Source organism: Marixanthomonas spongiae, from assembly GCF_003095375.1.
In the GTDB taxonomy this organism is placed as follows: domain Bacteria; phylum Bacteroidota; class Bacteroidia; order Flavobacteriales; family Flavobacteriaceae; genus Marixanthomonas; species Marixanthomonas spongiae.
The window spans coordinates 47,923-72,260 of the sequence record NZ_QEHR01000009.1; the positions used below are offsets into that span (position 1 = coordinate 47,923).

Annotated in this window: 25 protein-coding genes; 17 read left to right on the plus strand and 8 right to left on the minus strand. The window is 40.3% G+C overall.

Features of this window, described 5'->3' with window-relative positions; all coding sequences use genetic code 11:
- Positions 1 to 3 precede the first annotated feature (3 nt).
- The 3 genes from DDV96_RS13250 to DDV96_RS13260 all read right to left on the minus strand — a co-directional run bounded on the left by DDV96_RS13250 (position 4) and on the right by DDV96_RS13260 (position 2,007).
- Entirely contained in the window at positions 4 to 849 is an 846-nt protein-coding gene (locus DDV96_RS13250) for a DUF4238 domain-containing protein (RefSeq protein ID WP_116695259.1), read from the minus strand.
- An 18-nt stretch (positions 850 to 867) separates the two neighbouring features.
- On the minus strand, positions 868 to 1,461 hold the full coding sequence (locus DDV96_RS13255) for an FMN-binding negative transcriptional regulator (RefSeq protein WP_116695260.1): 594 nt from the start codon (positions 1,459 to 1,461) through the stop codon (positions 868 to 870).
- A 96-nt stretch (positions 1,462 to 1,557) separates the two neighbouring features.
- The gene (locus DDV96_RS13260) at positions 1,558 to 2,007 is read right to left on the minus strand and encodes a DUF1569 domain-containing protein (protein WP_116695261.1); all 450 of its coding nucleotides are present in this window, start codon (positions 2,005 to 2,007) and stop codon (positions 1,558 to 1,560) included.
- Positions 2,008 to 2,081: 74 nt separating this feature from the next.
- Here DDV96_RS13260 and radC point away from each other — a divergent pair, with 74 nt between their 5' ends.
- From radC to DDV96_RS13290, 6 genes are read left to right on the plus strand one after another with little or no spacing between them, the layout of a single operon-like run.
- The gene (radC, locus tag DDV96_RS13265; protein WP_116695262.1) at positions 2,082 to 2,780 is read left to right on the plus strand and encodes a RadC family protein; all 699 of its coding nucleotides are present in this window, start codon (positions 2,082 to 2,084) and stop codon (positions 2,778 to 2,780) included.
- A gap of 6 nt (positions 2,781 to 2,786) precedes the next feature.
- A complete protein-coding gene (locus tag DDV96_RS13270) occupies positions 2,787 to 4,073 on the plus strand; it encodes a polysaccharide deacetylase family protein (protein WP_116695263.1) in 1,287 nt (428 codons plus the stop codon).
- On the plus strand, positions 4,070 to 4,753 hold the full coding sequence (locus DDV96_RS13275; protein WP_116695264.1) for a YjjG family noncanonical pyrimidine nucleotidase: 684 nt from the start codon (positions 4,070 to 4,072) through the stop codon (positions 4,751 to 4,753). Before DDV96_RS13270 ends, DDV96_RS13275 begins: the two co-directional genes overlap by 4 nt.
- 47 nt (positions 4,754 to 4,800) lie before the next feature.
- Positions 4,801 to 5,352: a hypothetical protein gene (locus tag DDV96_RS13280; RefSeq protein ID WP_116695265.1), complete on the plus strand. Its 552-nt coding sequence runs from the start codon at positions 4,801 to 4,803 to the stop codon at positions 5,350 to 5,352.
- Entirely contained in the window at positions 5,352 to 6,761 is a 1,410-nt protein-coding gene (locus tag DDV96_RS13285; RefSeq protein ID WP_116695266.1) for a DUF5723 family protein, read from the plus strand. The genes DDV96_RS13280 and DDV96_RS13285 overlap by 1 nt, the downstream gene beginning before the upstream one ends.
- A complete protein-coding gene (locus DDV96_RS13290) occupies positions 6,758 to 7,549 on the plus strand; it encodes a hypothetical protein (RefSeq protein WP_116695267.1) in 792 nt (263 codons plus the stop codon). The genes DDV96_RS13285 and DDV96_RS13290 overlap by 4 nt, the downstream gene beginning before the upstream one ends.
- On the opposite strand, the gene DDV96_RS13295 is transcribed toward DDV96_RS13290, so the two are convergent.
- Positions 7,546 to 8,823, minus strand: a complete 1,278-nt coding sequence (locus tag DDV96_RS13295; protein WP_116695268.1) for a replication-associated recombination protein A — start codon at positions 8,821 to 8,823, stop codon at positions 7,546 to 7,548. The genes DDV96_RS13290 and DDV96_RS13295 overlap by 4 nt on opposite strands.
- An 89-nt stretch (positions 8,824 to 8,912) precedes the next feature.
- Here DDV96_RS13295 and DDV96_RS13300 point away from each other — a divergent pair, with 89 nt between their 5' ends.
- Positions 8,913 to 9,716, plus strand: coding sequence for a rhomboid family intramembrane serine protease (locus tag DDV96_RS13300; protein ID WP_116695269.1), 804 nt, complete (start codon positions 8,913 to 8,915; stop codon positions 9,714 to 9,716).
- 15 nt (positions 9,717 to 9,731) lie between these two features.
- On the opposite strand, the gene rlmB is transcribed toward DDV96_RS13300, so the two are convergent.
- From rlmB to DDV96_RS13320, 4 genes are all read right to left on the minus strand, one after another.
- A complete protein-coding gene (rlmB, locus tag DDV96_RS13305; protein WP_116695270.1) occupies positions 9,732 to 10,475 on the minus strand; it encodes a 23S rRNA (guanosine(2251)-2'-O)-methyltransferase RlmB in 744 nt (247 codons plus the stop codon).
- A 642-nt stretch (positions 10,476 to 11,117) separates the two neighbouring features.
- Entirely contained in the window at positions 11,118 to 12,515 is a 1,398-nt protein-coding gene (locus DDV96_RS13310; RefSeq protein WP_116695271.1) for a RagB/SusD family nutrient uptake outer membrane protein, read from the minus strand.
- 4 nt (positions 12,516 to 12,519) lie between these two features.
- Positions 12,520 to 15,618: a SusC/RagA family TonB-linked outer membrane protein gene (locus DDV96_RS13315; protein ID WP_116695272.1), complete on the minus strand. Its 3,099-nt coding sequence runs from the start codon at positions 15,616 to 15,618 to the stop codon at positions 12,520 to 12,522.
- 119 nt (positions 15,619 to 15,737) lie between these two features.
- Entirely contained in the window at positions 15,738 to 17,351 is a 1,614-nt protein-coding gene (locus DDV96_RS13320; protein ID WP_206074029.1) for a BamA/TamA family outer membrane protein, read from the minus strand.
- A gap of 270 nt (positions 17,352 to 17,621) precedes the next feature.
- Here DDV96_RS13320 and rpsL point away from each other — a divergent pair, with 270 nt between their 5' ends.
- From rpsL to rplV, 10 genes are all read left to right on the plus strand, one after another.
- Positions 17,622 to 17,996 carry a 30S ribosomal protein S12 gene (gene rpsL, locus DDV96_RS13325; protein ID WP_116695274.1) on the plus strand — a complete coding sequence of 125 codons (375 nt, stop codon included), beginning with the start codon at positions 17,622 to 17,624 and terminating at the stop codon, positions 17,994 to 17,996.
- A gap of 23 nt (positions 17,997 to 18,019) precedes the next feature.
- Positions 18,020 to 18,496, plus strand: a complete 477-nt coding sequence (gene rpsG / locus DDV96_RS13330; RefSeq protein ID WP_116695275.1) for a 30S ribosomal protein S7 — start codon at positions 18,020 to 18,022, stop codon at positions 18,494 to 18,496.
- Between the two features lie 4 nt (positions 18,497 to 18,500).
- Positions 18,501 to 20,633, plus strand: coding sequence for an elongation factor G (gene fusA, locus DDV96_RS13335; protein WP_116695276.1), 2,133 nt, complete (start codon positions 18,501 to 18,503; stop codon positions 20,631 to 20,633).
- 11 nt (positions 20,634 to 20,644) lie between these two features.
- Positions 20,645 to 20,950, plus strand: coding sequence for a 30S ribosomal protein S10 (rpsJ, locus tag DDV96_RS13340; RefSeq protein ID WP_116695277.1), 306 nt, complete (start codon positions 20,645 to 20,647; stop codon positions 20,948 to 20,950).
- A gap of 292 nt (positions 20,951 to 21,242) precedes the next feature.
- Positions 21,243 to 21,854 carry a 50S ribosomal protein L3 gene (gene rplC, locus DDV96_RS13345; RefSeq protein ID WP_116695336.1) on the plus strand — a complete coding sequence of 204 codons (612 nt, stop codon included), beginning with the start codon at positions 21,243 to 21,245 and terminating at the stop codon, positions 21,852 to 21,854.
- On the plus strand, positions 21,854 to 22,483 hold the full coding sequence (gene rplD, locus DDV96_RS13350; protein ID WP_116695278.1) for a 50S ribosomal protein L4: 630 nt from the start codon (positions 21,854 to 21,856) through the stop codon (positions 22,481 to 22,483). The genes rplC and rplD overlap by 1 nt, the downstream gene beginning before the upstream one ends.
- 7 nt (positions 22,484 to 22,490) lie before the next feature.
- Positions 22,491 to 22,781, plus strand: a complete 291-nt coding sequence (rplW, locus tag DDV96_RS13355; protein ID WP_116695279.1) for a 50S ribosomal protein L23 — start codon at positions 22,491 to 22,493, stop codon at positions 22,779 to 22,781.
- Between the two features lie 29 nt (positions 22,782 to 22,810).
- Complete coding sequence (rplB, locus tag DDV96_RS13360) at positions 22,811 to 23,635, plus strand: 50S ribosomal protein L2 (protein WP_116695280.1); 825 nt, start codon at positions 22,811 to 22,813, stop codon at positions 23,633 to 23,635.
- Between the two features lie 3 nt (positions 23,636 to 23,638).
- A complete protein-coding gene (gene rpsS / locus DDV96_RS13365; protein ID WP_116695281.1) occupies positions 23,639 to 23,917 on the plus strand; it encodes a 30S ribosomal protein S19 in 279 nt (92 codons plus the stop codon).
- A gap of 6 nt (positions 23,918 to 23,923) precedes the next feature.
- Positions 23,924 to 24,331, plus strand: coding sequence for a 50S ribosomal protein L22 (gene rplV, locus DDV96_RS13370; RefSeq protein ID WP_116695282.1), 408 nt, complete (start codon positions 23,924 to 23,926; stop codon positions 24,329 to 24,331).
- The last annotated feature ends 7 nt before the right edge of the window (positions 24,332 to 24,338 follow it).

Below are 24,338 nucleotides of genomic sequence, written 5' to 3' on the forward strand. Positions count from 1 at the left end.
TTATTATTTATGAGTTGTGTTTTTTAATTGTTTTTTTACCAAATCAAAATCTTTTTTATGTGAAAATATAAATCTCTGTGAATAGTTTATTTGAAGCGAATTTAAGTTTTTAATATTTTCAGGGGCACAAGTTGAATTTTCAATAAAATTTTTTTCATAACCACTATTTTTAAATAATTTTTCACAAAACAAACACAGTGTAAGTGATGGTGAAAGAGGTAGATAGATTTCAATCCCAAAACTTTGTAATCCTAGTGTGCCTCTAACTTTACTTGTATCTGTAGAATTTTGCAATGCAACTGGATTATCTGATATATAGAATGAATTATTGCTTTCGCTTAGCATCCATACTTTATTCATTAATATTTCAGGAAATTTTATTGATTGTTCTAACATTAGAAACCAGATTTTCTTTGAATCAACTTTTTCTATTTGAATATTAGTTTTTTGTTTTATTTGTTCAGAAAGAGTATTCGTCAAGTATTCAGTTTGAAGAAGCTGACCTTTTGTCCTTAAGTATTGAAGTGTTATAAATAATGATAATCTTCTTCTGTCTTTTTTAGATAAATCTCTAATGCTTTTAGTGTTTATAATATTAGAAATAATTGGTGCTGCTGCATCTTCAGCTTCTTTTAAAGCGTATTCATAACTTCCAATTTTGCTGCTTTTAAACTGGTCATAAAAAAACTCTTCACTTGCTACTCTTCTTATTGCTCGCTCTTTAATTTGATTATGAATATTATATTTTTCATTCTTATCGTATGCCCAAATAAATTTATCACCTCGGCTTGAGAAGTTTTTCAATAAAAATTGAGGAACGTAATGTTGATTTCTTACGTGTTGATTCATTTGGTTTTGGTAAATAGTCTATAACGCATTAATAAACCCAGAAATATCTTCTTTAGCCTTTTTCATAAGCTGTTTTTTAGCATTTGCTTGATCCACCTCACTTTTATCCTGTGACAACTTGAACTTCCCTTCCCAGTGCGTGATTTCAATCTCAAACGCTTGAATGTAGTTTACAAACCGCTCCATTTTAGGATTGTCTTTGTGTAAAATGAATTTGTGCTCCGGTTTTTCTAAAAATTCAGTCATAGCAATCATACTGTCCTTTGCAGCTTCCGGGTCGGTTAGGAGCTCAATGGTTCCGGTAAGGTGCACAATAATGTAATTCCAAGTAGGCAGCTGATTTTCCGAAGCATACACCGAAGGCGAAATATAACAATCGGGTCCTTTAAAAACCACGGTAACTGTTGCTCCATCTTGTAACGTTTTTAATTGCGGGTTGTTTTTATCGATATGTGCCACCAACCTGCCGGATTCAGCATTATATATAAAAGGAATATGGGTAATAAATGGTTTATCATTTTTAACTGATACCAACATTCCCAAAGGAAACTGTTTAATAACAGCAATCATTTTTTCTTTATCGTGCACTTGATGATGGGGCGGTGGGTACATTTTTTAGTTATGAGTTATGAGTTATGAGCTGTGAGTTAAAAAGTTGATACTTTTATGAGTTGATATGGCGATAGTTTTTGATTTTTTAACTACCAACTATACCCCAAACTGCCGAAAATGATGGTCCAAGTGCTTGTATTGCATTTTCCCCCATTGCTCGTTTGTGAATTTTCCGAAGATAGGATGCGGCGGTAAGTTCTCGTTTTCGTCTATTTGGTTGAATGCTTCCAAAAGTGCCTTTAATTGAGTTTTTTCTTCTTCAAACTCTTTGGGTTCGGTCACGATAAATTCTTTTGCGGTGGGCAGGCCGTGCTTCCACGGTTTGTCGTTGTACATCATGCCTTTAAACCATTTCATCAGCAGCTCCATAAAAAAATTGGGTTTTTCAACCGTTGTCTTTCCCAGTACCACTTCAAGGGGTTTTTGGCAATGGTGCAACATTTGCGAAACGCTCATACTGCCCCATTTAGGCTGTGTATCGGGGCTCAATGCTGCTATACGTACTTGTATCTCCTTGTAAGCTTCTGGTTGAAACAGCGATTTCATAAAAAATTGGATTTTAGCACCTGAAATTTTCAGTTTAAAGATACATTATTATCTTTAAAGTTTAAGAAACCAAATTGAAAGAAAAACCAACATCTTTTTCTATAAAAAACTGGAATGAAGACGATCGCCCTCGTGAAAAATTGCTTCAGAAAGGCCGCACGGCATTGAGCGATGCCGAACTTATTGCCATTTTAATAGGCAGCGGCAACCGTGAGGAAAGTGCTGTGTCCTTAAGTCAGCGAATTTTGGCTTCGGCTGAGAACAATTTAAATCAACTGGGGAAGCTCACCATCAAAGACTTGATGCAGTTCAAAGGCATTGGTGAAGCAAAAGCCATAACCATTGCGGCGGCTTTGGAGTTGGGTAGAAGGCGTAGGGCCGGTGAAGCGTTGAACCGGAAAAAAATAACCTCTAGTCAATCTGTTTTTGAACTCATGCAACCCATTATTGGCGAATTGCCACACGAAGAATTCTGGATTGTGTATTTAAATAACTCCAACAAAGTGCTGCAAACGTCTCAGCTTAGCAAAGGTGGTATTACCGGCACCTTGGTCGATGTGCGCTTGGCTTTTAAAAATGCTTTGCAATTGGGCGCGGTTGCCATCATTCTGGCCCATAACCATCCGTCTGGAACGTTAAAACCCAGCCAACCGGATATTAGGCTTACCCAAAAACTGAAAACTGCCGGAGAAAGTTTGGATATAAAAGTACTGGACCACCTTATAATAACCGAAAAAGCGTATTTTAGCTTCGCCGATGAATCTATGATATAACTGCATATGCTGCTGATTTATACCCAAAAAATAACGCCGAGGACCACCTATGCCTTTAAGCATATCTGTAAGCGTATTTTAGGGGTGGAAGTTGGTTTTACATCGGTAATTGAAGAATTGATCGCGCACAAAGGGCCTAAACTTTCCTACGGAAAACAGCCCATGGGAAACGAACTTTTTGTTCAAGCTCAAGGATTGCTCACCGAACAAGGGGTGGAAAGTATCGACATAACAGTGAAGCGTTGGGAGGATACGGTCTGTTTTTTTCCCGTTTCAGAAAAAAGCGCGCTTCCGTTCGATATATTCTCGGCAGCGTTTTATTTAATGAGCCGGTATGAAGAATACTTGCCCCACGTAAAAGACGAAAGGGGCCGTTATCCAGTTTCCGAAAGTTTGGGATATAAAGAAAAGTTCTTGCAACAGCCCGTGATCGATATCTGGGCCTATAAGTTTAAAAAAGTGCTCTTGGAACATTTTCCCCATTTGCGTTTTGCCTCAAAAACCATGGACATTCATCCCGTGATCAAATCGGTAGAGCCATATGCTTTTGAGCAAAAAGGTTTTTTTAGGTCTTTAATTGGATACCTAAGTGACCTGTTGAGGTTTAGGTTATTACAGGTAACCCGGCGCACGCAAGTACTTTTGGGTATTCGAAGAGACCCGAACAACACATTTAAATGGTTGATTAACAAGGCTAAACGCAGCAAAAAGCCAATGACGTTCTTTTTTCTTTTGGGAGAGGCGGCTACCTTTAAGGAAAGCATCAACACCCACCGGCAAAAATTTAAATTGCTCATAAAATACGTAAACGATTATAAAGAAGTAGGACTGCTATTTTCCATGGGCTCCTTGGGCGCGTACGCGATGCTTAAAAAAGAAAAAGAACAATTGGAAGAGATCACCAACCGAACCCTGTTGAGCAGTATGGGCTCCCATTATTTGGTAAACCTCCCCGATTTTTACAGAAATTTGGTCGAACTCGAAATAAAAAAAGATTTTACCATGGTTTATAAAGACCTCATAGGATTTCGGGCGGGCACCTGTACGCCTTTTTTATTTTATGATCTCGATTATGAGATAAAAACGCCGCTTATCGTCCATCCTTTGGCGGGAACCACCTTGGGATTTGCCGATAAAAGTGACATGGAAATCAACAAAACCCTGGAGGCGATGCTTACTTCCGTAAAAAAAGTGAACGGCACCTTTTCCTTGGTGTTCAGCAATACCGATTTCGCTGCGGGAACAAACAGAATTTGGAAAAAAATAATTTCAGAAAAAATGCTTCAAGAATGATGAAAGTTACCGATATATTTTTCGATCTGGACCACACCTTATGGGATTTTGACAAAAACTCCTATTTGGCTTTTAAGCGGGTGTTTGCCAATCATAACGTTTCTTTGGATGTCGATCTGTTCATTAAAGAATACGAACCCATCAACTTGGCGTACTGGCGGCTTTTCAGAAATGATGAAGTGAGTAAAGAACAATTGCGAAGAGGTAGGTTAATCGAAACTTTTAAGCTTTTTGACTTGACTTTTCCCATAGCCGAAATTGATGCGATGGCGCAATCGTACATCGATGAACTGCCCGGTGACAATCATTTGTTTGAAGGTGCTTTAGAAGTGTTGGATTATCTTTCAAAAAAATATACGCTCCATATTATTACCAATGGTTTTCACGAAGTTCAGCACCTTAAGCTGAAAAGAAGCGGTATCTATTGTTATTTTAAAACGGTGACCACTTCAGATGAGGTAGGGTCAAAAAAGCCTCATCCTGTTATATTTGAAACGGCCTTGAAAAAAGCATCGGCAAAACCGGAAAGCAGCTTTATGATAGGCGATTCGTACGAAGCCGACATCTTGGGCGCCAAAGCCATCGGGATGCAGACGATGTATTATAATTACCGAAAAACCAAACCTGCCGAAAATCAACTTTTTGTCAATGCGCTGTTTGAAATTAAAACTATTTTTTAGTGAAATATTTATAATTTAAGCCCGTTATTGTCTAAAATCCCCAATTAATGAAAACCAACTTTTACCTGCCATTATGGATACTTTTGGTAAGTGTCTTGTTAAGTTCCTGTGTAAGGGACACCGATTTTGATCAAGCCGAAAACATAACCTTGACACCGGTTGTTGAACTGAATTTGATTTACTTTAACCTAAAAGCAAATGATTTTTTCGACTCCATAACCAATACCCCTCGACTTACGCTCCGTGATACGACCGAACTTCCTTTTCTGGATGATGATTACGTGCAAGAAGATTTAATGAAAGCAGATTTCCTTTTTGAATTTACCAACAGCATCCCCCGAAGGTTTGATGTCGATTTTCAGTTTTTGGACGAAAACAATGCCAATACCTATCGTACCGGAACCGATGTTGCCCAAGGCAGCCCAGAAAATGCTCAAACGACCACTTTTACCCAAACGGTGGAAGGAAATGACCTTGCTGAGTTGACAACATCGTCTAAAGTTGTCGTCACGGTACAAATTCCCTCAGCCAATGAAAATTTGGAAGGGGAACTCAACCTAAAATCTAAAACCACCTACTATTTAAAACTGCAAAACTAATGAGAAACATATTGTTTTGCTTCATTGTGCTTTGTGCCAGTACCGTATTGTCACAAAACAAAGCCGTATTGTTCGGTCTTGAAGAAGTCCCCCAAAACCTATTGTTGAACCCGGGAAGCAAAGTGCCCCAAAAATTTCATTTCGGTATTCCATTTTTATCGCAAGTGCATGTAAACGGTGGCGCCTCAGGCGTTTCAGCTTACGATATTTTCCAAGAATCCGGTGGCGACATCAATGCCCGCATACGCGACAAGATTTTTGATATGGATGCCAAGGACTTTTTTACCATCAATCAACAGTTGGCTGTTGTCGATTTTGGCTGGCTCGCCAAGAATAAAATCTACTTTTCTGGCGGGATGTATCAAGAGCTCGATTTTATAAGTTATTTCCCCAAGGACCTTGCTGTTTTGGCTTGGGAAGGCAATCAAAGCCGGTTGGGCCAAGAATTCGATTTGGGCGAGGTAAGCACCACGGGAGAACTGTTGACGGTGTTCCACTTTGGAGCTAACAAAAAAATGAACGAGAACCTCACTTTTGGCGTAAGGGCAAAAGTATATTCCAGTTTAATCCAGTTTCAAAGCATCGATAATACCGGTACCTTTACCACGCGCGAATCTACAAATGGCATCAATATTTATGAGCATGAATTGCGAAATATTAATATGTCCGTGCAAACATCGGGCTATGCCTCGTTGCGCGATGCCGATGGCAGTGCCGAGGTGATCAGTGAAATACTGGGCCGTTCTTTTTTTGGCGGTAATGTTGGGTTAGGGTTCGATTTTGGTGCTACTTATGACATTGGCCGGTTTTGGACCGTAAGTGGCAGTGTGCTGGATTTAGGCATGGTTTTTCATACCAACGGCGTGGAAAACTATGAGTCTAAAGGCAACCACACGGTAAACGGGATCGAGTTGATCTTTCCGCCCTTGGACGATAACGAACCGGCAATACCTTATTTTTCCAATGTAGTGGATGAGTTTGAAAACCAAGTGGGCGTAGATACCTTGCAAAATAGCTACACGCAATTGCGCCCGGTAAAACTGAATGCGGCTGTAGAATACCGTTTTGGCAGGGGTAGGGGCGATGCGTGCGACTGTTACAATATGAGTGGGGCCGTAGCGACCAATCAATCGGTGGGCTTGCAACTGTTCAGCGTTTTTAGACCTAAAGGACCGCAATTGGCCGGTACTTTATTTTATTACCGTAGGCTGTGGGATTTCCTTTCGGCGAAAGCCACTTATACAGTAGATCCTTATTCATTTTCAAATGTAGGCTTGGGCGTGGTGGCAAATCTCGGTAAATTCAATGCGTACCTGGCAGCCGACAATCTGCTTCGGTATGGAAACTTAGCTAAAGCAAAAAGCGTATCTTTACAATTGGGCTTTAATATAAAAATAGACCAAGAATGATAAAAAACAGTATCCTGTTCCTATTCCTTTTGGCAGGCATAGGTTCTTTTGCGCAAAAAACATTGAGCGATTACAGTTATGTGGTCGTTCCCGAACAATTTGAGTTTCTGGAAGGAAAAGATAAATACAAAACCAGTTCGCTTACCGAATTTTTGTTCAACAAATACGGGTTTCATGCGTATTTGGCTTCCGAAGCCCCCAACGCCAAACGGTGCGACGGACTCTATGCCGATATAAAAGAAAACAACTCTTTTTTCAGAACTAAATTAACCGTTGAATTAAAGGACTGCAGGGATAAAATAGTATATACCGGCGAAGAGGGGGTGAGTAAGTTTAAAGAATACAGAAAAGCCTATCAAGATGCCCTTCGGAAAGCTTTCAATAGCATTGAACGGTTGGGCGTCCAACAAAAAGATGTCGTTTTAACTGAAGCTGAAACTGAAACCGAAATCGAAACTGAAGCTGAAGTAAAACCGGCAACAACACCCAAAAATCAATCGACGGCCAAAAGTGCCAATATCGAAAATTTGCCCGATGCGAAATTTTTAAACTACAAAAAAGAAGACACCTCTTATTTACTTCGGAAAACCGACAATGGGTATTTTTTATATGAAGAGTCTGCCGATGCTAAAAATGGACTGATATTGGCGGGAACGGTTACCGTAACAACTTCCGAAGTACAATTTACAGATGATCAGGGCAAAACCTACGATGTTTATTTTGATGAAAACCAAAACTTTTCGGTGTTTAAAGGGGAAACGGTAATGGTTTACCGCTTGGTACGTTAAAAGCCATATTTGTTATTCCAAAGTGATTTTAAATAGGCTTTTAATTTGTTTTCCCTGCTGTTGTTTCCGGGTTTGTACAAGGATGTTCCTTTAATCTCTTCCGGTAAAAATTCGTGGGGTGTAAAGTTGCCTTCGTAATTATGGGCGTATTCATAGTCTTTTCCGTAGCCCAGTTCTTTCATCAATTTGGTGGGGGCATTCCTGATGGATAATGGTACCGATAAATCTCCCGTTTGCTTTACCAGTTGCTGTGCTTTGTTGATGGCATCGTAAGCGGCGTTGCTTTTTGCTGAAGTGGCTAAATAAATCGTACATTGGCTTAAAATAATGCGAGCCTCGGGATAGCCAATGGTGTTAACGGCCTGAAAGGTATTGTTGGCCATTACGAGTGCCGTGGGGTTGGCCAGCCCAATATCTTCCGAAGCCAAAATAACCAACCGTCTTGCTATGAATTTTACGTCCTCACCCCCTTCGATCATCCGTGCCAACCAGTAAACAGCCGCATTGGGATCGCTACCGCGAATGCTTTTAATAAATGCCGAAATGATATCGTAATGCTGTTCCCCGGCTTTATCGTACAAGACGGTGTTTTTCTGTACTTTTTTCTGAACCATTTCATTAGTTAACACAATAGCATCACTGTTTTCAGATATGACCACCAGTTCCAGTATATTCAACAATTTTCGGCCATCGCCACCTGATAACCGGAGTAAGGCTTCTGTTTCTTTTAGCTCAATTTTTTTCTGTTGTAGCAGCTCATCCTTTTCAATGGCGCGTTGTAAAAGGGCTTCTAAGTCTTCTTTGGTAAAAGGTTTCAATACATAAACTTGGCAGCGTGACAATAGGGCAGGGATCACTTCAAAACTCGGGTTTTCGGTCGTGGCGCCAATAAGGGTCACCCAGCCTTTTTCAACGGCTCCAAGTAGCGAATCTTGTTGCGACTTACTGAACCGGTGGATTTCGTCAATGAAAAGGATGGGGTTCTTGGTCGAAAACAGATCATCGCTCTTTTTCGCTTTGTTGATTACCTCTCTCACGGCAGCCACCCCGCTGTCCACCGCACTGAGCGTGTAGAAGGGGCGGTTGCTTTGGTTGGCAATAATGGATGCAAGTGTGGTTTTTCCAATTCCCGGTGGTCCCCACAAGATCATAGACGATAAAACTCCAGAGGAAAGTTGGGTAGTCAAAGCTCCATTGGGGCCTACCAAATGTTGCTGGCTTATGTAATCTTCGAGGGATTTTGGGCGTATGCGTTCGGCTAAAGGTGTGCTCATAGGTACAAAATTACGATTTTAACTATCGTGCTCCACTGACAAATTATCATTAATTTAGCCTTGGGATTGTTTTTTGTTAAGTAACCTATATGTTCAAAAAAGAACCGTTATCGTTTTACCCGGGTGTTATTTACGGCCCTTTGCTGTTTGTACTCAGCATCTGGATTGTGTATTGGGCCGAAATACGTTTTGGATGGCGCTTTAATACCTACGGAATCTACCCACAACGGGCGGAAGGTTTACGTGGCATTATCTTTGGCCCTTTTATACACGGCGGATTGCAGCACTTGTTCAATAACTCCATACCGCTTTTTGTGTTGAGCGCCGCACTCTTTTATTTTTACCGAAACGTAAAATGGAAAGTGCTGTTGGGCGGTATGTTGTTGACTGGGTTACTCACTTGGGCCATAGGACGGCCATCCTACCATATTGGCGCAAGCGGAATGGTGTATTTATTGGCTTCGTTTTTATTTTTCAGAGGGGTGTTTTCAAAACAATACCAGTTGGTTGCCCTGTCATTGGCGGTGGTTTTCCTCTATGGCAGCTTATTGTGGTATGTTTTTCCAATAGACACCAAGATTTCTTGGGAAGGTCATTTATCCGGGTTTTTGGTGGGATTGGTGTTTGCTTTTTTCTTTAAGGAGGACCCCATCCCGACCAAGAAATACGAATGGCAACGGGATGATTATAATCCTGAGGAAGATGAATTTTTACAACATTTTGATGAAGACGGAAACTTTATAGAAAACCGTGTTGAAACTGAAACCGAAATTGAAACTGAATTTGGGGCTGAATCGGAACTGGATCCTGAAACCGAGGCCGAAATTGAAAAAAAACTAACTAAGATAAATTATTACTTCAGGAAAAATCCAAAAAACGATGCCAATAATTAAAGTTTGTTTTTACTTTTAATGCTTTTTGTTTCGTTGCCGCACTAATTCATACAAAAACGCCCCGCAAGCCACGCTGACGTTTAGGGAGTTTATTTCGCCCAGTAAGGGCAATGCCGCTTGTTCGTCCACTAATTTCAATACCGAATGGGAAATCCCTTTGCCTTCAGAGCCCATAATCAACGCCATTGGTTCAGTAAAGGAAACGGAATACAGGTCTTTCTCCGTTTTTTCGGTTGCCGCGACTGTTTTAATGCCTGAGCCTTGCAGGTAATATATGGCATCTTTTATATGATCTACTTTGCAAATTGGCATCTTGAAAATAGCCCCGGCTGAGGTCTTTACCGTATCACCAGTAATGGGAGCGCCCCCTTTTTTCTGAATGATGATGCCATCGACCCCGGTACATTCGGCCGTACGGATAATGGCGCCAAAGTTGCGCACATCGCTTATTTGATCCAGCACCAAAAATAAGGGTGTCTTTTTAGACGCTATCGCGCTCTCGATAAGCTCTTCTAAGCCAACGAAGGAAATAGGGGAGGTAACGGCCACGACACCTTGGTGGTTTCCGTTGGTCAGTCGATTCAGTTTCTCTACCGGAACGTGGTTAACGGTCACGTGTTTGTTTTGCAGTTTCTTTTCAATGGACGCCAGCTTATCGTTACCGGAGTCTTTTATTAAATAAACTTTATCAATTTCAGTATCGGACTTTATGGCTTCCAGAACAGGATAGATGCCAAAGATGTTGTCTTTTTTGCTCATGGTGTAAAAGTAAAAAAGAGGTTGTCTAAAAACAATTTACACGACTTTTATTTTTGGTCTTTTTTGACTTTAACCCAAGGTTGTTTTGGTTATTTGGAGTTTAATATGAGAATCAGAGGTAGCAAAAATAGTTTATAGGCTTCTAAGTTCACTTTTTCAAGCTCTCTCAGCAAAATGACTTGATGTTCGTATGGTGTTTTATGTTGTTAAAAACTGGTTTTGCATTCCAATATTATTGGTTTATATGAGCGATATCTTTTGGGTTGAATAGTTTTTTATCTTTTTCCTTAACCCTTGTTCAAAGGATTTAGATTGCCCAAACAAGTATAAAACCAAAAACTTATTAAGTCCATAGAGCGTTAACTCGATGTGCCCCGAGCTTGATAATGTTCTTTATAGAACGTACAGCTATCATTTCTATTATTATATTGACGTTACGATCCCGATAAATTTTGGGAAGAAGATACTCACAGCTTAAAGGAAGAAGGCCGAACTGGATCTGTTTTATGAATTTTGGGCATATATACAGAACTTATTTTATATTATGAAGATATAGAATATACGCAGAATAACCATGAAAAGAGGCTGCCTTTATGGACAGCCTCTTTTTTCTTTGTTTATAAATTACCTTAACTTAAAAAATTAATTGTAACCGGCATTCTGTTTAGACAGTGGGTTGTTGTCAATTTCTTGTCTTGGCATAGGAAATGCATAATTTGTACTTCCATATTCTGGACCACCGTGTGTTTGATTAGCCGGATCGATTACAGGAATGTCTCTTCCTGTTCTAGCCAAATCATCAAAACGGAAACCTTCAAAAGCAAGTTCTTTTCTTCTTTCCTTTAAGATATTTGTCATATTAGAAACTGAGTACGTAGTACCGTTTCTGTTTTCAGGTATACTGTTTAAGTATTGTAAAGACAAATCTGGGTTTGTTTCTAAAAGTGCTTCAGCATAATTTAAGACCACCTCTGCATATCTTATTACTTTAATATTGTCATCAAATGAGCCTAAGGTAGGATATTTCCCCATGTTTCTTAATCTACCATTACGATCTTCCGATATCATTTCAGGAGAATTTCTAACATCGTTAGGACCAAATTCGGCGTCAGTAGGGAAATTATCTAAAACCTCAATATCCCCATAAGACGCACCTCTATATATATTGGCTATTCCATTGATTGAATTACTTGTTGATGGGGTTTGCTCTAATTCAAAAATAGATGCGGGCGGTACGGTTTTTTGAGCCCAATAGTCTACATAGTTGTCAGCAGTGGTTAAATTGAAATTACCAATGATTGCTTCACAGGCTGTTCGTGCAATATCGTATTCTTGAAAATAAGTTGCAACGCGAGCTTTAATTGCTTGAGCGGCAAAGGTGGTAATAGTAATTTTATTCGGATCATTTTGACCAGGAGTCAATAATGATAATGCTTTATCGAGGTCTGCGTAAATTTTATTCTTTGTTTCTGAGACTGTACTTCTTGCGACATATAGGTCCTCATCTTTAAAACCAGTTACATATGAAACACCTAAAGCATTATTGCCTCCTTGTCCAGAAACAAATTGTTGTCCATATACCCGTAATAAATCAAAATGTACAAGTGCTCTTATGGCATAAGCTTCACCTTTAATTTGGTTTATTACTTCAGGATCTCCTTCAATGCCTTCAGCAGCAATCAATAGGTTAACATTGGCTAATGAACCATAAGCATATTGCATGATTTCAGCAACGGTGCCTGATTGTGGCAAGAGATTCATCTGGGCAACATCTAAAAAACGACCAGAATTTGCATTGGCGAAAACATTATCAGCTCTAGCTTCTCCAGCGATAATAATATTCCTGCCCCAATACCGGTAATCTACCATTAGCGCATAGGTTCCATCCATATACTGTCTTGCCTGTTCAACTGTTTCCAGATCTTCAACAGGAATGTCATCAGCAAGTATTGGTTCTAAATTTTCTTTAGAACACGATGCAACTATTAAAGATGTAAAAAACAATAATAGTGCTTTTTGTATTAATATATTCTTTTTCATTTTTTTAAAATTTTAAATTAACGTTTAGTGCTATCGCCTTTGTTGGAGGTGTAGATAAATTGGTAAAACCACTGGTGTCAATCTCTGGGTCCCACTTTAATCTATCGTCTTTTATCCAGGTAACTAAATTCGTTCCTCTAACAGATACGGTTAATCCATCAATACCAATAGAGTCAGTTAATTCAGGATTAAAACTATATCCCACTGCTACACTTCGTAACCTTATATAATCACCATCATATAAAAACCTGGTGGAAGAGCTCGCCGCATTAGAAATAAGAGGGTCGTTGAAGTCCATTCTGGGGTGAGTTGCGTTATCGCCAGGTTGTCTCCATATGCCATCGTATAAAACTGTAGTAGCGTTAAATGAGTTTAACCTTGTCCCATTTGAGGTCTGGGTATAACCGGCCCAGTCTTCAAACACTTTATTGCCGCCTGCAAAGTAAAAACTAGCTTCTGCAAAAAAGTTATGTAGATCAACTCTTGTGCCAAATCCACCACTGTAAGTGGGTAGTGCATTATAATCTGTGTAAACACGTTCAGCGTCACTATATGTATTGGTTGTTTCTGTCAGTGTTTCATCGGTGTACCATAGTGGGTCTCCGTTTGCAGGATCAACTCCTGCCCAAACAGGTAAATACCATTCATAAACTTTTTTACCGTCCTGAACAACTCTGGTTCCAGTAATTATTTCTGCATCTTCAGGAACCCCAAATACTTCATTTTCCAAAGAAGCAAAGTTACCGCGAACATTCCATTTAAAGTTGTCATTGCTAATCACATCTGCACTAATCTCAAACTCATAGCCTTTGTTGCTCATATTACCTATGTTTTGCAAGGCTCTACCGCCTCCACCATCACCAATAAATTGGGAGCTATAAGCAAGAGGTGCATTTAAAAGCATATCACTGGTTTCATTAGAATAATATCCTAAAGTTCCTGAAATTCTATTATTAAATAAACCAAAATCTAAAGCAAGGTCTCTTTTCAAGCCTTTTTCCCAACCGGCTGTTGTACCAAAACCAGCAATGAATAAAGCGGGAGAGCCATCATTGTAGGTGTTTGAGAAATTCGCTAAAGCCTGAAATTGATTCCTGTTTATACCAGAATTACCGGTTGTACCATAGCCTCCTTTAAGGCGCAATGTGTTAATGACAGAAGAATTTTTCAAAAATGATTCTTCGTGAATATTCCAAGCAACTCCAATAGAATAAAAGTCATCAAATCTGGTGTCTTTACTAAATCTAGAATCACCTTGATAAGAAATAGACGCATCCAAAACGTATTTTGAGTCGAAATCATAATTGAATAAGCCTACTAAACGGGTTGAAGTTCTATCGGAAAAAGAAGAAAAAGCACCATAATTGTCAGATGTCGCACTTAGATTTTTTAAAATCTTGTTCGGGAAATTTTCTCCGTAACCTTGTAAATAATACGTTTTATATTTAGCATATTCAGTCAATCCAGTTACTCTAAAACTATGCTTCTCACCCAAATCAAATGAGTAATCAACTTGATTTTGAGAGGTGTAATTGAAAAGTCTTTGGGCAGATTCAATTGCTGAACCTCCTATATCTTCACCATCTCCGTGTACTGGGTTTTGGTACCCTTTATAATATGCTAGGGAATAATCTATGTTAAAAACAGTTTTAAGGGTCAAGTTTCTCAATAAATCATAGCTTAAATCTGTTGCTTGAATGACCCTCGTAACATCATTTCTTCGAATATCATTTCTTGCTGTGTAAACGGTATTGTGCAAACTCGTAAAGTCTGTAAAGTCTTCACCGATATTAGGTGTGCCGTCAGCGTTATATGGATTGATAAATGGAGACAAGAATAATTTTGACAGGTTCGGATTAGAGAAGAAAGCACCTTGCTCCAATGAAGCGTTTTGCTTAATATTAGACCCATTAATAGTAATGCCCAGATTTAACTTGTCGTTTAAATCGGTATTGTACTTTAAGGAACCACTAACACGTTCATAATCTGAACCAATTACAGTAGCTTCTGAGTAGTTATAACCTAAAGAAGCATAAAATGTTGAATTTTCGCCACCTTGAGTTACCGAAAAATTAATGTCAGTTAATGCAGCATTATCATTTTCAACCGCATCTTCCCAGTCGATATCAGGTCTTCCGGTTTCTAACCAGTTTATTGCTCCAGCAAAACGGGAAGGAGAGTCCAAAATATATTGACGGACATCGCCTCTAGTTGCAATTGTGCCATCGCCATTAATACCCGATCCAAAAGACTGCCAAAGAGATTCTTCAAGTAATTCCAGTTTTTGACTGCCACTTAAAGGAGTCAAGCCCTTTACAGCATTGTTAACATATCCAGTATTTGTTGTTAAATTGAATTGTGTTTTCCCACTTTTTCCAGATTTAGTCGTTATTAAGATAACTCCATTAGACCCAGAAGCTCCATAGGGAGCGGTAGAAACTGCATCTTTTAAAACAGTTATGTTTTCTATATTACTTGGTGCTACCAATGAAAAAACACTCACGCTACTAACATTTGCGCTACCTGAAATGTTACCTGCAGTAACAGGTATCCCGTCAATTACAATCAATGGTTCATTGCTAGCTGTAACAGATTGTATTCCGCGTATTCTTATTTCTTGAGAAGAACCAGGAGTACCTGATGTGGCATTGATTTGCAGACCAGAAACAGTTCCTTGCAACGCTTGGTCAGCACTTACAAATGGCGATTTCTCAATAGCCTCAGAATTCACGGTTACTACATTTCCCGTAATCTCATTTCGGGTTCTTTTAATACCAAAAGCTGTAATTACAACCTCATCAAGTTCTGATCCAGCTTGCATGGTAACATCAATAGTGTTCGAGGCGCCAACTTTTTTCTGCTGGGTCTCAAACCCAACATAACTGTAAGTCAACGTCTGTCCAACTTCAGCTTGAATGGAGTAATTCCCATCAAAGTCCGATTGGGTACCTTTGCTCGTCCCCTTGATAATGATATTTACCCCGGGCAAGGGAAGCCCAGTATCATCGGTAATTGTACCTGTAATTGTTTTTTCTTGTGCGAACGATAGTTGCACTACTAACGCCAGTAAAAGCGTTAAAATTCCACTAAACTTTGTTTTCATTTTATAATTTATTTGAATTAGCCAACGCCAAAAATCACAATAAAAAGTTAAATACACAACTTTTATACCCTAAATTTTGGTTTTTTTTAAACTGAGAAAGTAGTTATCGCAAGGTTTTCCTAAAATTTTGAGGTCAAGCTCAGGTGGATCTTGGTGTTTGAAAAATTGAAATCTTGATTTTCCGACAGCCCATTGGCTAAGTTCAGCCTTAAAATACCGGCCTTGGTTTGCAACCCCAGCCCTATGCCAGCACTGTACAGATTCTCTTTTAGCCCTATTGCTTTGTTCTCAAAATAGGCGACATCCAAAATACTGTGCAGGTACAACCCATTGTTAAAACGGTAGCGGTATTCTGTGTTTATGGTCGAGAACAACGAGGCGTCAATACTGTTTTCGTTAAAGCCTCGGATACTGTTAATGCCTCCAAACCGGAATAGCTCGTTGGTAATATATGTCTCGCTAAAAAGAGCTTGGGTGTTGTTTTTGAGGAACAGGGAGTTTTGGCGGTTTAAGTTAAAGATAATGCTGCCTTCAAACAGTGCTTTAAATTGGTTTTCCGCAGTCTTTTCAAGTTCTCGTTTTCCTATCTCTGTTTCAAGGCTCAATTGTGTTCGTATCGGGAACAGGATGTCGTCTTGGCGTTTTATGAAAGATGCGCCCGCAGTAAAAAACCGGGAGTTGAAGTCTTCCACAGTGCTGCCTGTTACTGCTTCGTTCAAAAGATTGCTCGATTCATAGCCCTTATAACCAAGGTAGGCACTCGAAACAGGGTTTATTTGATAGTTGAGTCGTGCCTGTTGCGCTGTGGTTGCAAAGGTGCTATCGCGTTTAAAGATTTTTAGTTCGGCACTTATTCCAAAAGGCGTTTTAAACAAATAAGGAAGCGTCGCCCTTACCCTGAAGTTTTGCTGGTCGCTCCCATCGGCTTTGTAATTGAGCAACAGCTGTTCGCCATAATTTAGGTTGTTGTTCAGTTCTAGATTCAGGTAGCCGTTAAATTGCAGGCGTTGGGTTTCTTCGTCGGTTGCGAAACCCAGGATCCCGTCAAAAAGGTTGTTGTTTTGCTTAGCGATATAAAAATAAGCGGTCGTGGTTTCTTTCCTGAACAAAACCTCGGGCGCCTTGGTCGCTTTGGCAAATCCCAAATTGTTTATGGCCGTGTTTTGGGCTTTCAGTTTTTCCTTGTTGAAAGTCCTCCCGATTTTGGCACCGGCATAATAGGTTAAAAAAGACTTGGGAAATTTTTCATATCCTTTCACAACTATAGAGTCTAATGTCCTTTTCTGGCCTGCTTCTGTTTGGAGTTTGGCCGTTACAATAGCTCCTTTTGTTTGTAATTTGGTCAACTTTAAGGTGGCAAATGCATTCCCTTTTTCGGTTGCCATGGCATTTAATTGCTGAAGGGCGCGCTCGGCCTGTTCAAATGGGAGTATAAAATAGGTCTTGGTTACTTCGGGGGAGATTTTTTGCAATTCTTTTTTGCTGAAACGTCCTTCTTTGTAATGTACCTTAATATGTAGGTATTTTTTTCCGAAGAAATAATCTGCTAAATACGTGCTATCATTTATTTTTGTCAATCGCTCCAATTTGCTTTCGATATAGCCGAGGCGTTCCAGTTTTTGTTGAATGGAAGTAGTTTCGTCTTTTAATGCGTTGTAATCCTTAAACGTTTTCGTGATCGACAGGCTGTCCATTAATGGTTCGGAAATGGGCCGCTCTGCCGAAATTTCCAAATAAAGGTTTTGTGCCAAAAAAGATGCCGTGCTTATCGAGCATATATTAAGGAGTAGGAATATGTAAAAGATTTGCTTCAAAAATAATATACTTTTGCCGTTGTAAAACTACTATTCTATAAGGTGTTTTGCTATGTGTTTTTTAAAAATAATAAAAAAAGCACTGAAAATTAAGTGGGTAACGTTTGATTAATTCATTTTAATTTTTACCTTTGCACACCCTTTTAAAAAAGGGGATTTTACATTACATAAGTATAACACATATTTTATATGCCAACAATTTCACAATTAGTACGAAAAGGAAGAACCAAGTTGACCAAGAAGAGTAAATCGGCTGCTTTGGATTCGTGCCCTCAAAGAAGAGGGGTTTGTACGCGTGTTTATACGACCACACCTAAAAAACCAAACTCTGCCATGCGTAAAGTAGCGCGGGTAAGGTTGACCAACGGTAAGGAAGTAAACGCATACATCCCTGGAGAAGGCCACAATCTACAAGAACACTCGATAGTATTGGTTAGAGGTGGAAGGGTAAAAGATTTGCCAGGAGTTAGGTACCACATTGTGCGTGGCGCATTGGACACCGCAGGTGTTGAAGGCCGCACGCAACGCAGGTCCAAGTACGGAGCAAAACGCCCTAAGAAGTAATTAAAAACTTTTAAAAAGAAGACATGAGAAAAAGACAGGCCAAAAAAAGACCGCTTTTGCCAGATCCAAGGTTTAACGACCAGTTGGTAACACGTTTTGTGAACAACATGATGTGGGACGGAAAAAAATCGGTGGCTTTCAAAGTTTTTTACGATGCGATTGACATTGTAGAAGAGAAAAAAACAGACGACGAAAAAACTGGATTAGAGCTCTGGAAAGAAGCGCTATCCAACGTTATGCCTCACGTAGAGGTGCGTAGCCGTAGAGTTGGTGGAGCAACCTTCCAGATACCTATGCAAATACGGGCAGACCGTAAAATATCAACCGCTATGAAGTGGTTGATTCTTTTTGCCCGCAAGCGAAACGAAAAATCGATGCCACAAAAATTAGCGGCAGAGATATTGGCAGCTGCAAAAGAAGAAGGCGCCGCGGTTAAAAAGCGTACCGATACGCACAGAATGGCCGAAGCAAACAAAGCATTCTCACATTTCAGATTCTAAAATAATGGCACAAAGAGATTTAAAATATACAAGAAATATAGGTATTGCCGCGCACATCGATGCCGGTAAAACAACCACTACAGAGCGTATTCTTTTCTATACGGGCGTAAACCACAAAATGGGAGAAACCCACGAAGGGGCATCGACCATGGACTGGATGGAGCAAGAAGCAGAACGGGGTATCACCATTACTTCGGCCGCTACTACTTGCGAATGGAAATTCCCTATGGAAAACGCCAAAGAATTGCCTGAAACTAAAAATTACCACTTTAACATCATCGATACTCCCGGCCACGTTGACTTTACCGTAGAGGTAAACCGTTCGTTGCGGGTATTGGATGGTTTGGTGTTCTTGTTCAGTGCAGTTGATGGTGTTGAGCCACAATCTGAAACTAACTGGAGGCTTGCTGATAACTACAAAGTGCCACGTATTGGTTTTGTAAACAAAATGGACCGTCAAGGCTCTAACTTTTTAGGGGTTTGCCAGCAGGTAAAAGATATGTTGAAGTCCAATGCCGTGCCAATCGTATTGAGCATTGGTGAGGAAGCCGACTTTAAAGGCATCGTGGACCTTGTAAAAAACCGTGCCGTTATTTGGCATGAAGATACGCTGGGTGCTACGTTTGATGTGGTTGATATTCCTGATGAAATGAAAGAAGAAGCAAGAAAATACCGTGCGCTGCTTATCGAAGAAGTTGCTGCGTATGATGAAAACTTGCTCGAAAAATTTATGGAAGATGAAGATTCCATTACCGAAGACGAGGTGCACGCTGCGCTCCGTGCTGCTGTTATGGATATGTCTATCATCCCTATGGTTTGCGGTTCTGCTTTTAAGAACAAAGGTGTTCAGTTTTTGTTGGATGCCGTGTGCCGCTACTTGCCTTCTCCCACAGATAAAGAAGGTATCGTTGGTGTAAACCCGGAAACTGAAGAAGAAGAAATTCGCAAACCTGATGTTAAAGCCCCATTCTCGGCATTGGCATTTAAAATCGCTACCGATCCTTTTGTGGGTCGTTTAGCATTCTTCCGTGCTTACTCTGGCCGTCTTGACGCTGGATCGTATGTGTTGAACAACCGTTCAGGCAAAAAAGAACGTATTTCCCGTATCTACCAAATGCACTCTAACAAACAAAAAGCGTTAGATTTTATTGAAGCAGGGGATATTGGTGCGGCCGTTGGTTTTAAGGATATTAAAACCGGTGATACATTGTCCGACGAAAAGCACCCAATTGTTTTGGAATCCATGGACTTCCCAGATCCCGTAATCGGTATCGCGGTAGAGCCAAAAACCAAAGCAGATGTTGATAAATTGGGTATGGCTTTAGCGAAATTGGCCGAAGAAGACCCAACATTCCAAGTTAAAACTGACGAAGCCTCTGGTCAAACCGTTATTTCGGGTATGGGCGAGCTTCACTTAGATATTATTGTGGATCGCTTAAGACGTGAGTTTAAGGTAGAAGTAAGCCAAGGTGAACCACAAGTGGAATATAAAGAAGCAGTTACCCGTAAGGCAGAACACCGTGAAGTGTACAAAAAACAATCTGGTGGTCGTGGTAAATTTGCTGATATCGTATTTACATTAGAGCCTGCTGAAGAAGGTAAAGAAGGTTTAGAGTTCGTTTCCGAAATAAAAGGAGGTAACGTACCTAAAGAGTTTATCCCTTCAGTAGAAAAAGGCTTTAAAATGGCTATGCAAAATGGACCATTGGCAGGATATGAGGTAGAATCTATGAAAGTAACGCTTACAGATGGTTCATACCACGATGTGGATTCGGACCAATTGTCGTTCGAACTTGCTGCGAAGTTAGGCTTTAAAAATGCCGCCAAAGCTGCAAAAGCCGTTATTATGGAGCCTATTATGAAACTGGAAGTGTTAACTCCAGAAGAAAATATGGGTGATATAGTAGGTGACCTTAACCGTCGCCGCGGACAAATGAGCAGTATGGGTGACCGTGCAGGTGCCAAGGTGGTCAAAGCCGAAGTGCCGCTTTCTGAAATGTTCGGGTATGTAACCACACTTAGAACATTGTCATCAGGTCGAGCCACATCAACAATGGAATTTTCACATTATGCTGAAACTCCTTCGCATATTTCAGAAGAAGTAATCGCAGCAGCAAAAGGAACCGCTAACGTATAACAGATCAAGGAATGAGTCAAAAAATAAGAATAAAGCTAAAATCTTACGATCACAATTTAGTGGACAAATCCTCTGAAAAAATCGTAAAGACCGTAAAGAGTACGGGTGCCGTAGTAACTGGGCCAATCCCATTGCCAACGCACAAAAAGATATTTACCGTGCTGCGTTCACCACACGTTAACAAGAAGAGCAGAGAACAATTTCAATTAAGCTCGTACAAAAGGCTTTTGGACATTTACAGTTCTTCTTCAAAAACAATCGACGCTCTAATGAAATTGGAGCTACCAAGTGGGGTGGAAGTGGAAATTAAGGTGTAAATAATACCTGCGAAAGCAGGTATCTCTCGCTCGGTTGTCAAAAACTGTATGAGAAATCCTGAACTTTCGGTTGCTATTTAGGTAGAAATCGATAGGTTAATTTAAGAGACCCCTGCCTTCGCAGGGAGTTACATGTCCCGAGCTTGTAAGCAAAGGAAAAACGGAAAACAAGATAACATTCGGGGTCGAATTTATTTTGGCCCCGTTTGTTTTGAAACAAAAATTTTTAACGAAGGAAGATGGTAGGAACCGAATCCTGCATTCTGAATTCATAATTCTTAATTATATAAATATGTCTGGGTTAATTGGAAAAAAGATAGGGATGACCAGCCTTTTTGACGAGAACGGAAAAAACATTCCGTGTACCGTTATTGAAGCAGGGCCCTGTGTAGTTACCCAAGTCAGAACCGAAGAGGTTGACGGGTACAAAGCCCTTCAACTTGGTTTCGATGACAAAAAGACTGCTAATAAAGCCTCAGAGGGCCACGCCAAAAAGGCCGGTACCGTTGCTAAGCGTCGCGTTGTTGAATTCCAAGGATTTGAAGAGGATTTTAAATTAGGTGACAGTGTCACCGTTGAGCACTTTGCCGAAGGTGAGTTCGTGGATGTTTCAGGGACCAGTAAGGGTAAAGGATTTCAAGGAGTTGTAAAACGTCACGGCTTTGCTGGGGTGGGGCAAGCTACCCACGGCCAGCACAACAGGCTAAGAGCTCCAGGTTCCATTGGTGCGGCATCGTATCCTGCACGAGTTTTCAAAGGAATGCGCATGGGCGGCCAAATGGGAAGCGAAAAAGTAAAAGTACAAAACCTAAAAGTGTTGAAAGTGGTTCCAGAAAAGAACCTGCTTGTAGTGAAAGGCTGTGTGCCAGGACACAAAAACGCTTATGTAACGATACAGAAATAATGAAGGTAGCAGTATTAGATAAAACCGGAAAAGACACAGGCAGGAAAGTAGAGCTTTCTAAAGATGTGTTTGGAATAGAACCTAACGACCACGCTGTATATCTTGATGTTAAGCAATACCTTGCTAATCAAAGACAAGGAACGCACAAAGCAAAAGAACGTGCCGAGATCGTGGGGAGTACCCGTAAGATCAAGAAACAAAAAGGTACAGGAACCGCTCGTGCGGGTAGCATCAAGTCGCCTATTTTCAAAGGCGGTGGTAGGGTTTTTGGTCCAAGACCAAGAAATTATTCCTTTAAATTGAACAAAAGCTTGAAGCGTTTAGCACGTCGATCTGCTTTATCAATGAAAGCAAATAACAAGTCTATAGTTGTGTTGGAAGACTTGCAAATGGATGCTCCAAAAACAAAAGATTTCACTGCAGTTTTAAAGAGTTTAGGACTAGAAGATAAAAAATCTTTGTTTGTGTTGGGAGAGTCAAATAATAATGTATATTTGTCGTCTCGCAATTTGAAAAAAGCTGAAGTTGTAAATAACTCACAATTAAGCACTTATCAAATAATGAATGCAAACAGTGTTGTGCTGTTTGAAGGTTCTTTGGAAGGAATTGAACAAAACTTAAGTAAATAGAAGCAAGATGAATATCTTAATAAAACCTATAATTACGGAAAAAGCCACAAAAGATGCGGAAGATAACAACCGTTACGGATTTGTGGTGAACCCAAAGGCGAACAAGGTAGAAATCAAAAAAGCGGTCGAGGCTGCTTATGAAGTTTCTGTTGAAAAAGTTCGCACAATGAATGTCCGCCCGGATCGCCGAACCCGTTATACGAAAACAGGCATCCAGACTGGTAAAACAAATGCTTACAAAAAAGCAATTGTACAGGTGGCGGAAGGTGATACAATAGATTTTTACAGTAATATGTAAGCGTTAGCTTGCATTAAATTAGACAAACCATGTCAGTAAGAAAATTAAAACCTATCACTCCTGGACAGCGATTTAGAGTTGTAAATGGGTATGACGCCATCACAACTGATAAGCCGGAGAAAAGTTTACTTGCTCCGAAAAAAAAGTCGGGAGGTAGAAACAGTCAAGGAAAGATGACCATGCGCTATTTGGGCGGCGGTCACAAAAAGAGATATCGAATAATCGATTTTAAACGCGACAAACAGGGGATCCCTGCAACCGTTGCAACAATTGAATACGATCCTAACCGTACTGCGTTTATCGCATTGGTAAATTACCAAGATGGCGAAAAACGTTATGTCATCGCACAGAACGGTCTTCAGGTAGGGCAAAACATCGTATCGGCTGAGAAAACCACACCGGATATAGGTAACGCAATGACCCTCGCCAATATTCCTCTAGGTACCATTATTTCCTGTATTGAATTACGTCCTGGACAAGGAGCCGTTATGGCCCGTAGCGCTGGCACTTTTGCCCAGTTGATCGCCAGGGAAGGAAAGTACGCTACCGTAAAATTGCCTTCGGGCGAAATACGTATGATCTTAACTACGTGTATGGCCACCATCGGTGCCGTATCTAACAGTGATCACCAGCTCTTGGTAGGTGGTAAAGCTGGTAGGTCGCGTTGGTTGGGCAGAAGACCTCGTACAAGACCAGTGGTAATGAACCCAGTAGATCACCCAATGGGTGGTGGTGAAGGCCGCGCATCTGGAGGTCACCCACGTTCAAGAAAAGGGCTTCCTGCAAAAGGATACAAAACCCGCAAAAGAACAAAGGCAAGTAATAAATACATTTTAGAACGTAGAAAGAAATAAGTTATGGCAAGATCGTTAAAAAAAGGACCTTACGTTCACTATAAGTTAGAACAAAAAGTAGAGCAAAATGTGGCTTCAAACAAGAAGACCGTGATCAAGACTTGGTCCCGTTCCTCTATGATTACTCCAGATTTTGTGGGCCAAACCATCGCAGTACATAATGGACGCCAGTTTGTTCCAGTATATATTACCGAGAACATGGTAGGGCATAAATTAGGAGAATTTTCACCTACAAGATCATTTCGTGGTCATGCAGGTGCTAAAAACAAAGGAAAAAAATAATAAGCCATGGGAGTTCGTAAAAGAGAAAGAGCAGAACAGATCAAGGAAGCAAAGAAAACGCAGTACTTTGCCAAATTGAACAATTGCCCTACATCACCAAGAAAAATGCGCTTGGTCGCAGACTTGATCCGTGGTGAAAAGGTAAACAAAGCACTCAATATATTAAGATTCAGCAAAAAAGAAGCTTCAGGACGTCTTGAAAAACTATTGCTTTCGGCCATTGCAAACTGGCAAGCAAAAAATGAAGACGCTTCCGTAGAAGATGCCGATCTTTTTGTAAAGGAAATACGCGTGGATGGCGGTACGATGTTAAAAAGACTCCGTCCTGCACCACAAGGCCGCGCGCACAGAATTAGAAAACGTTCCAACCACGTAACATTAGTGCTTGGAGCTAACGATAACACACAAAGCTAAGAAGTAA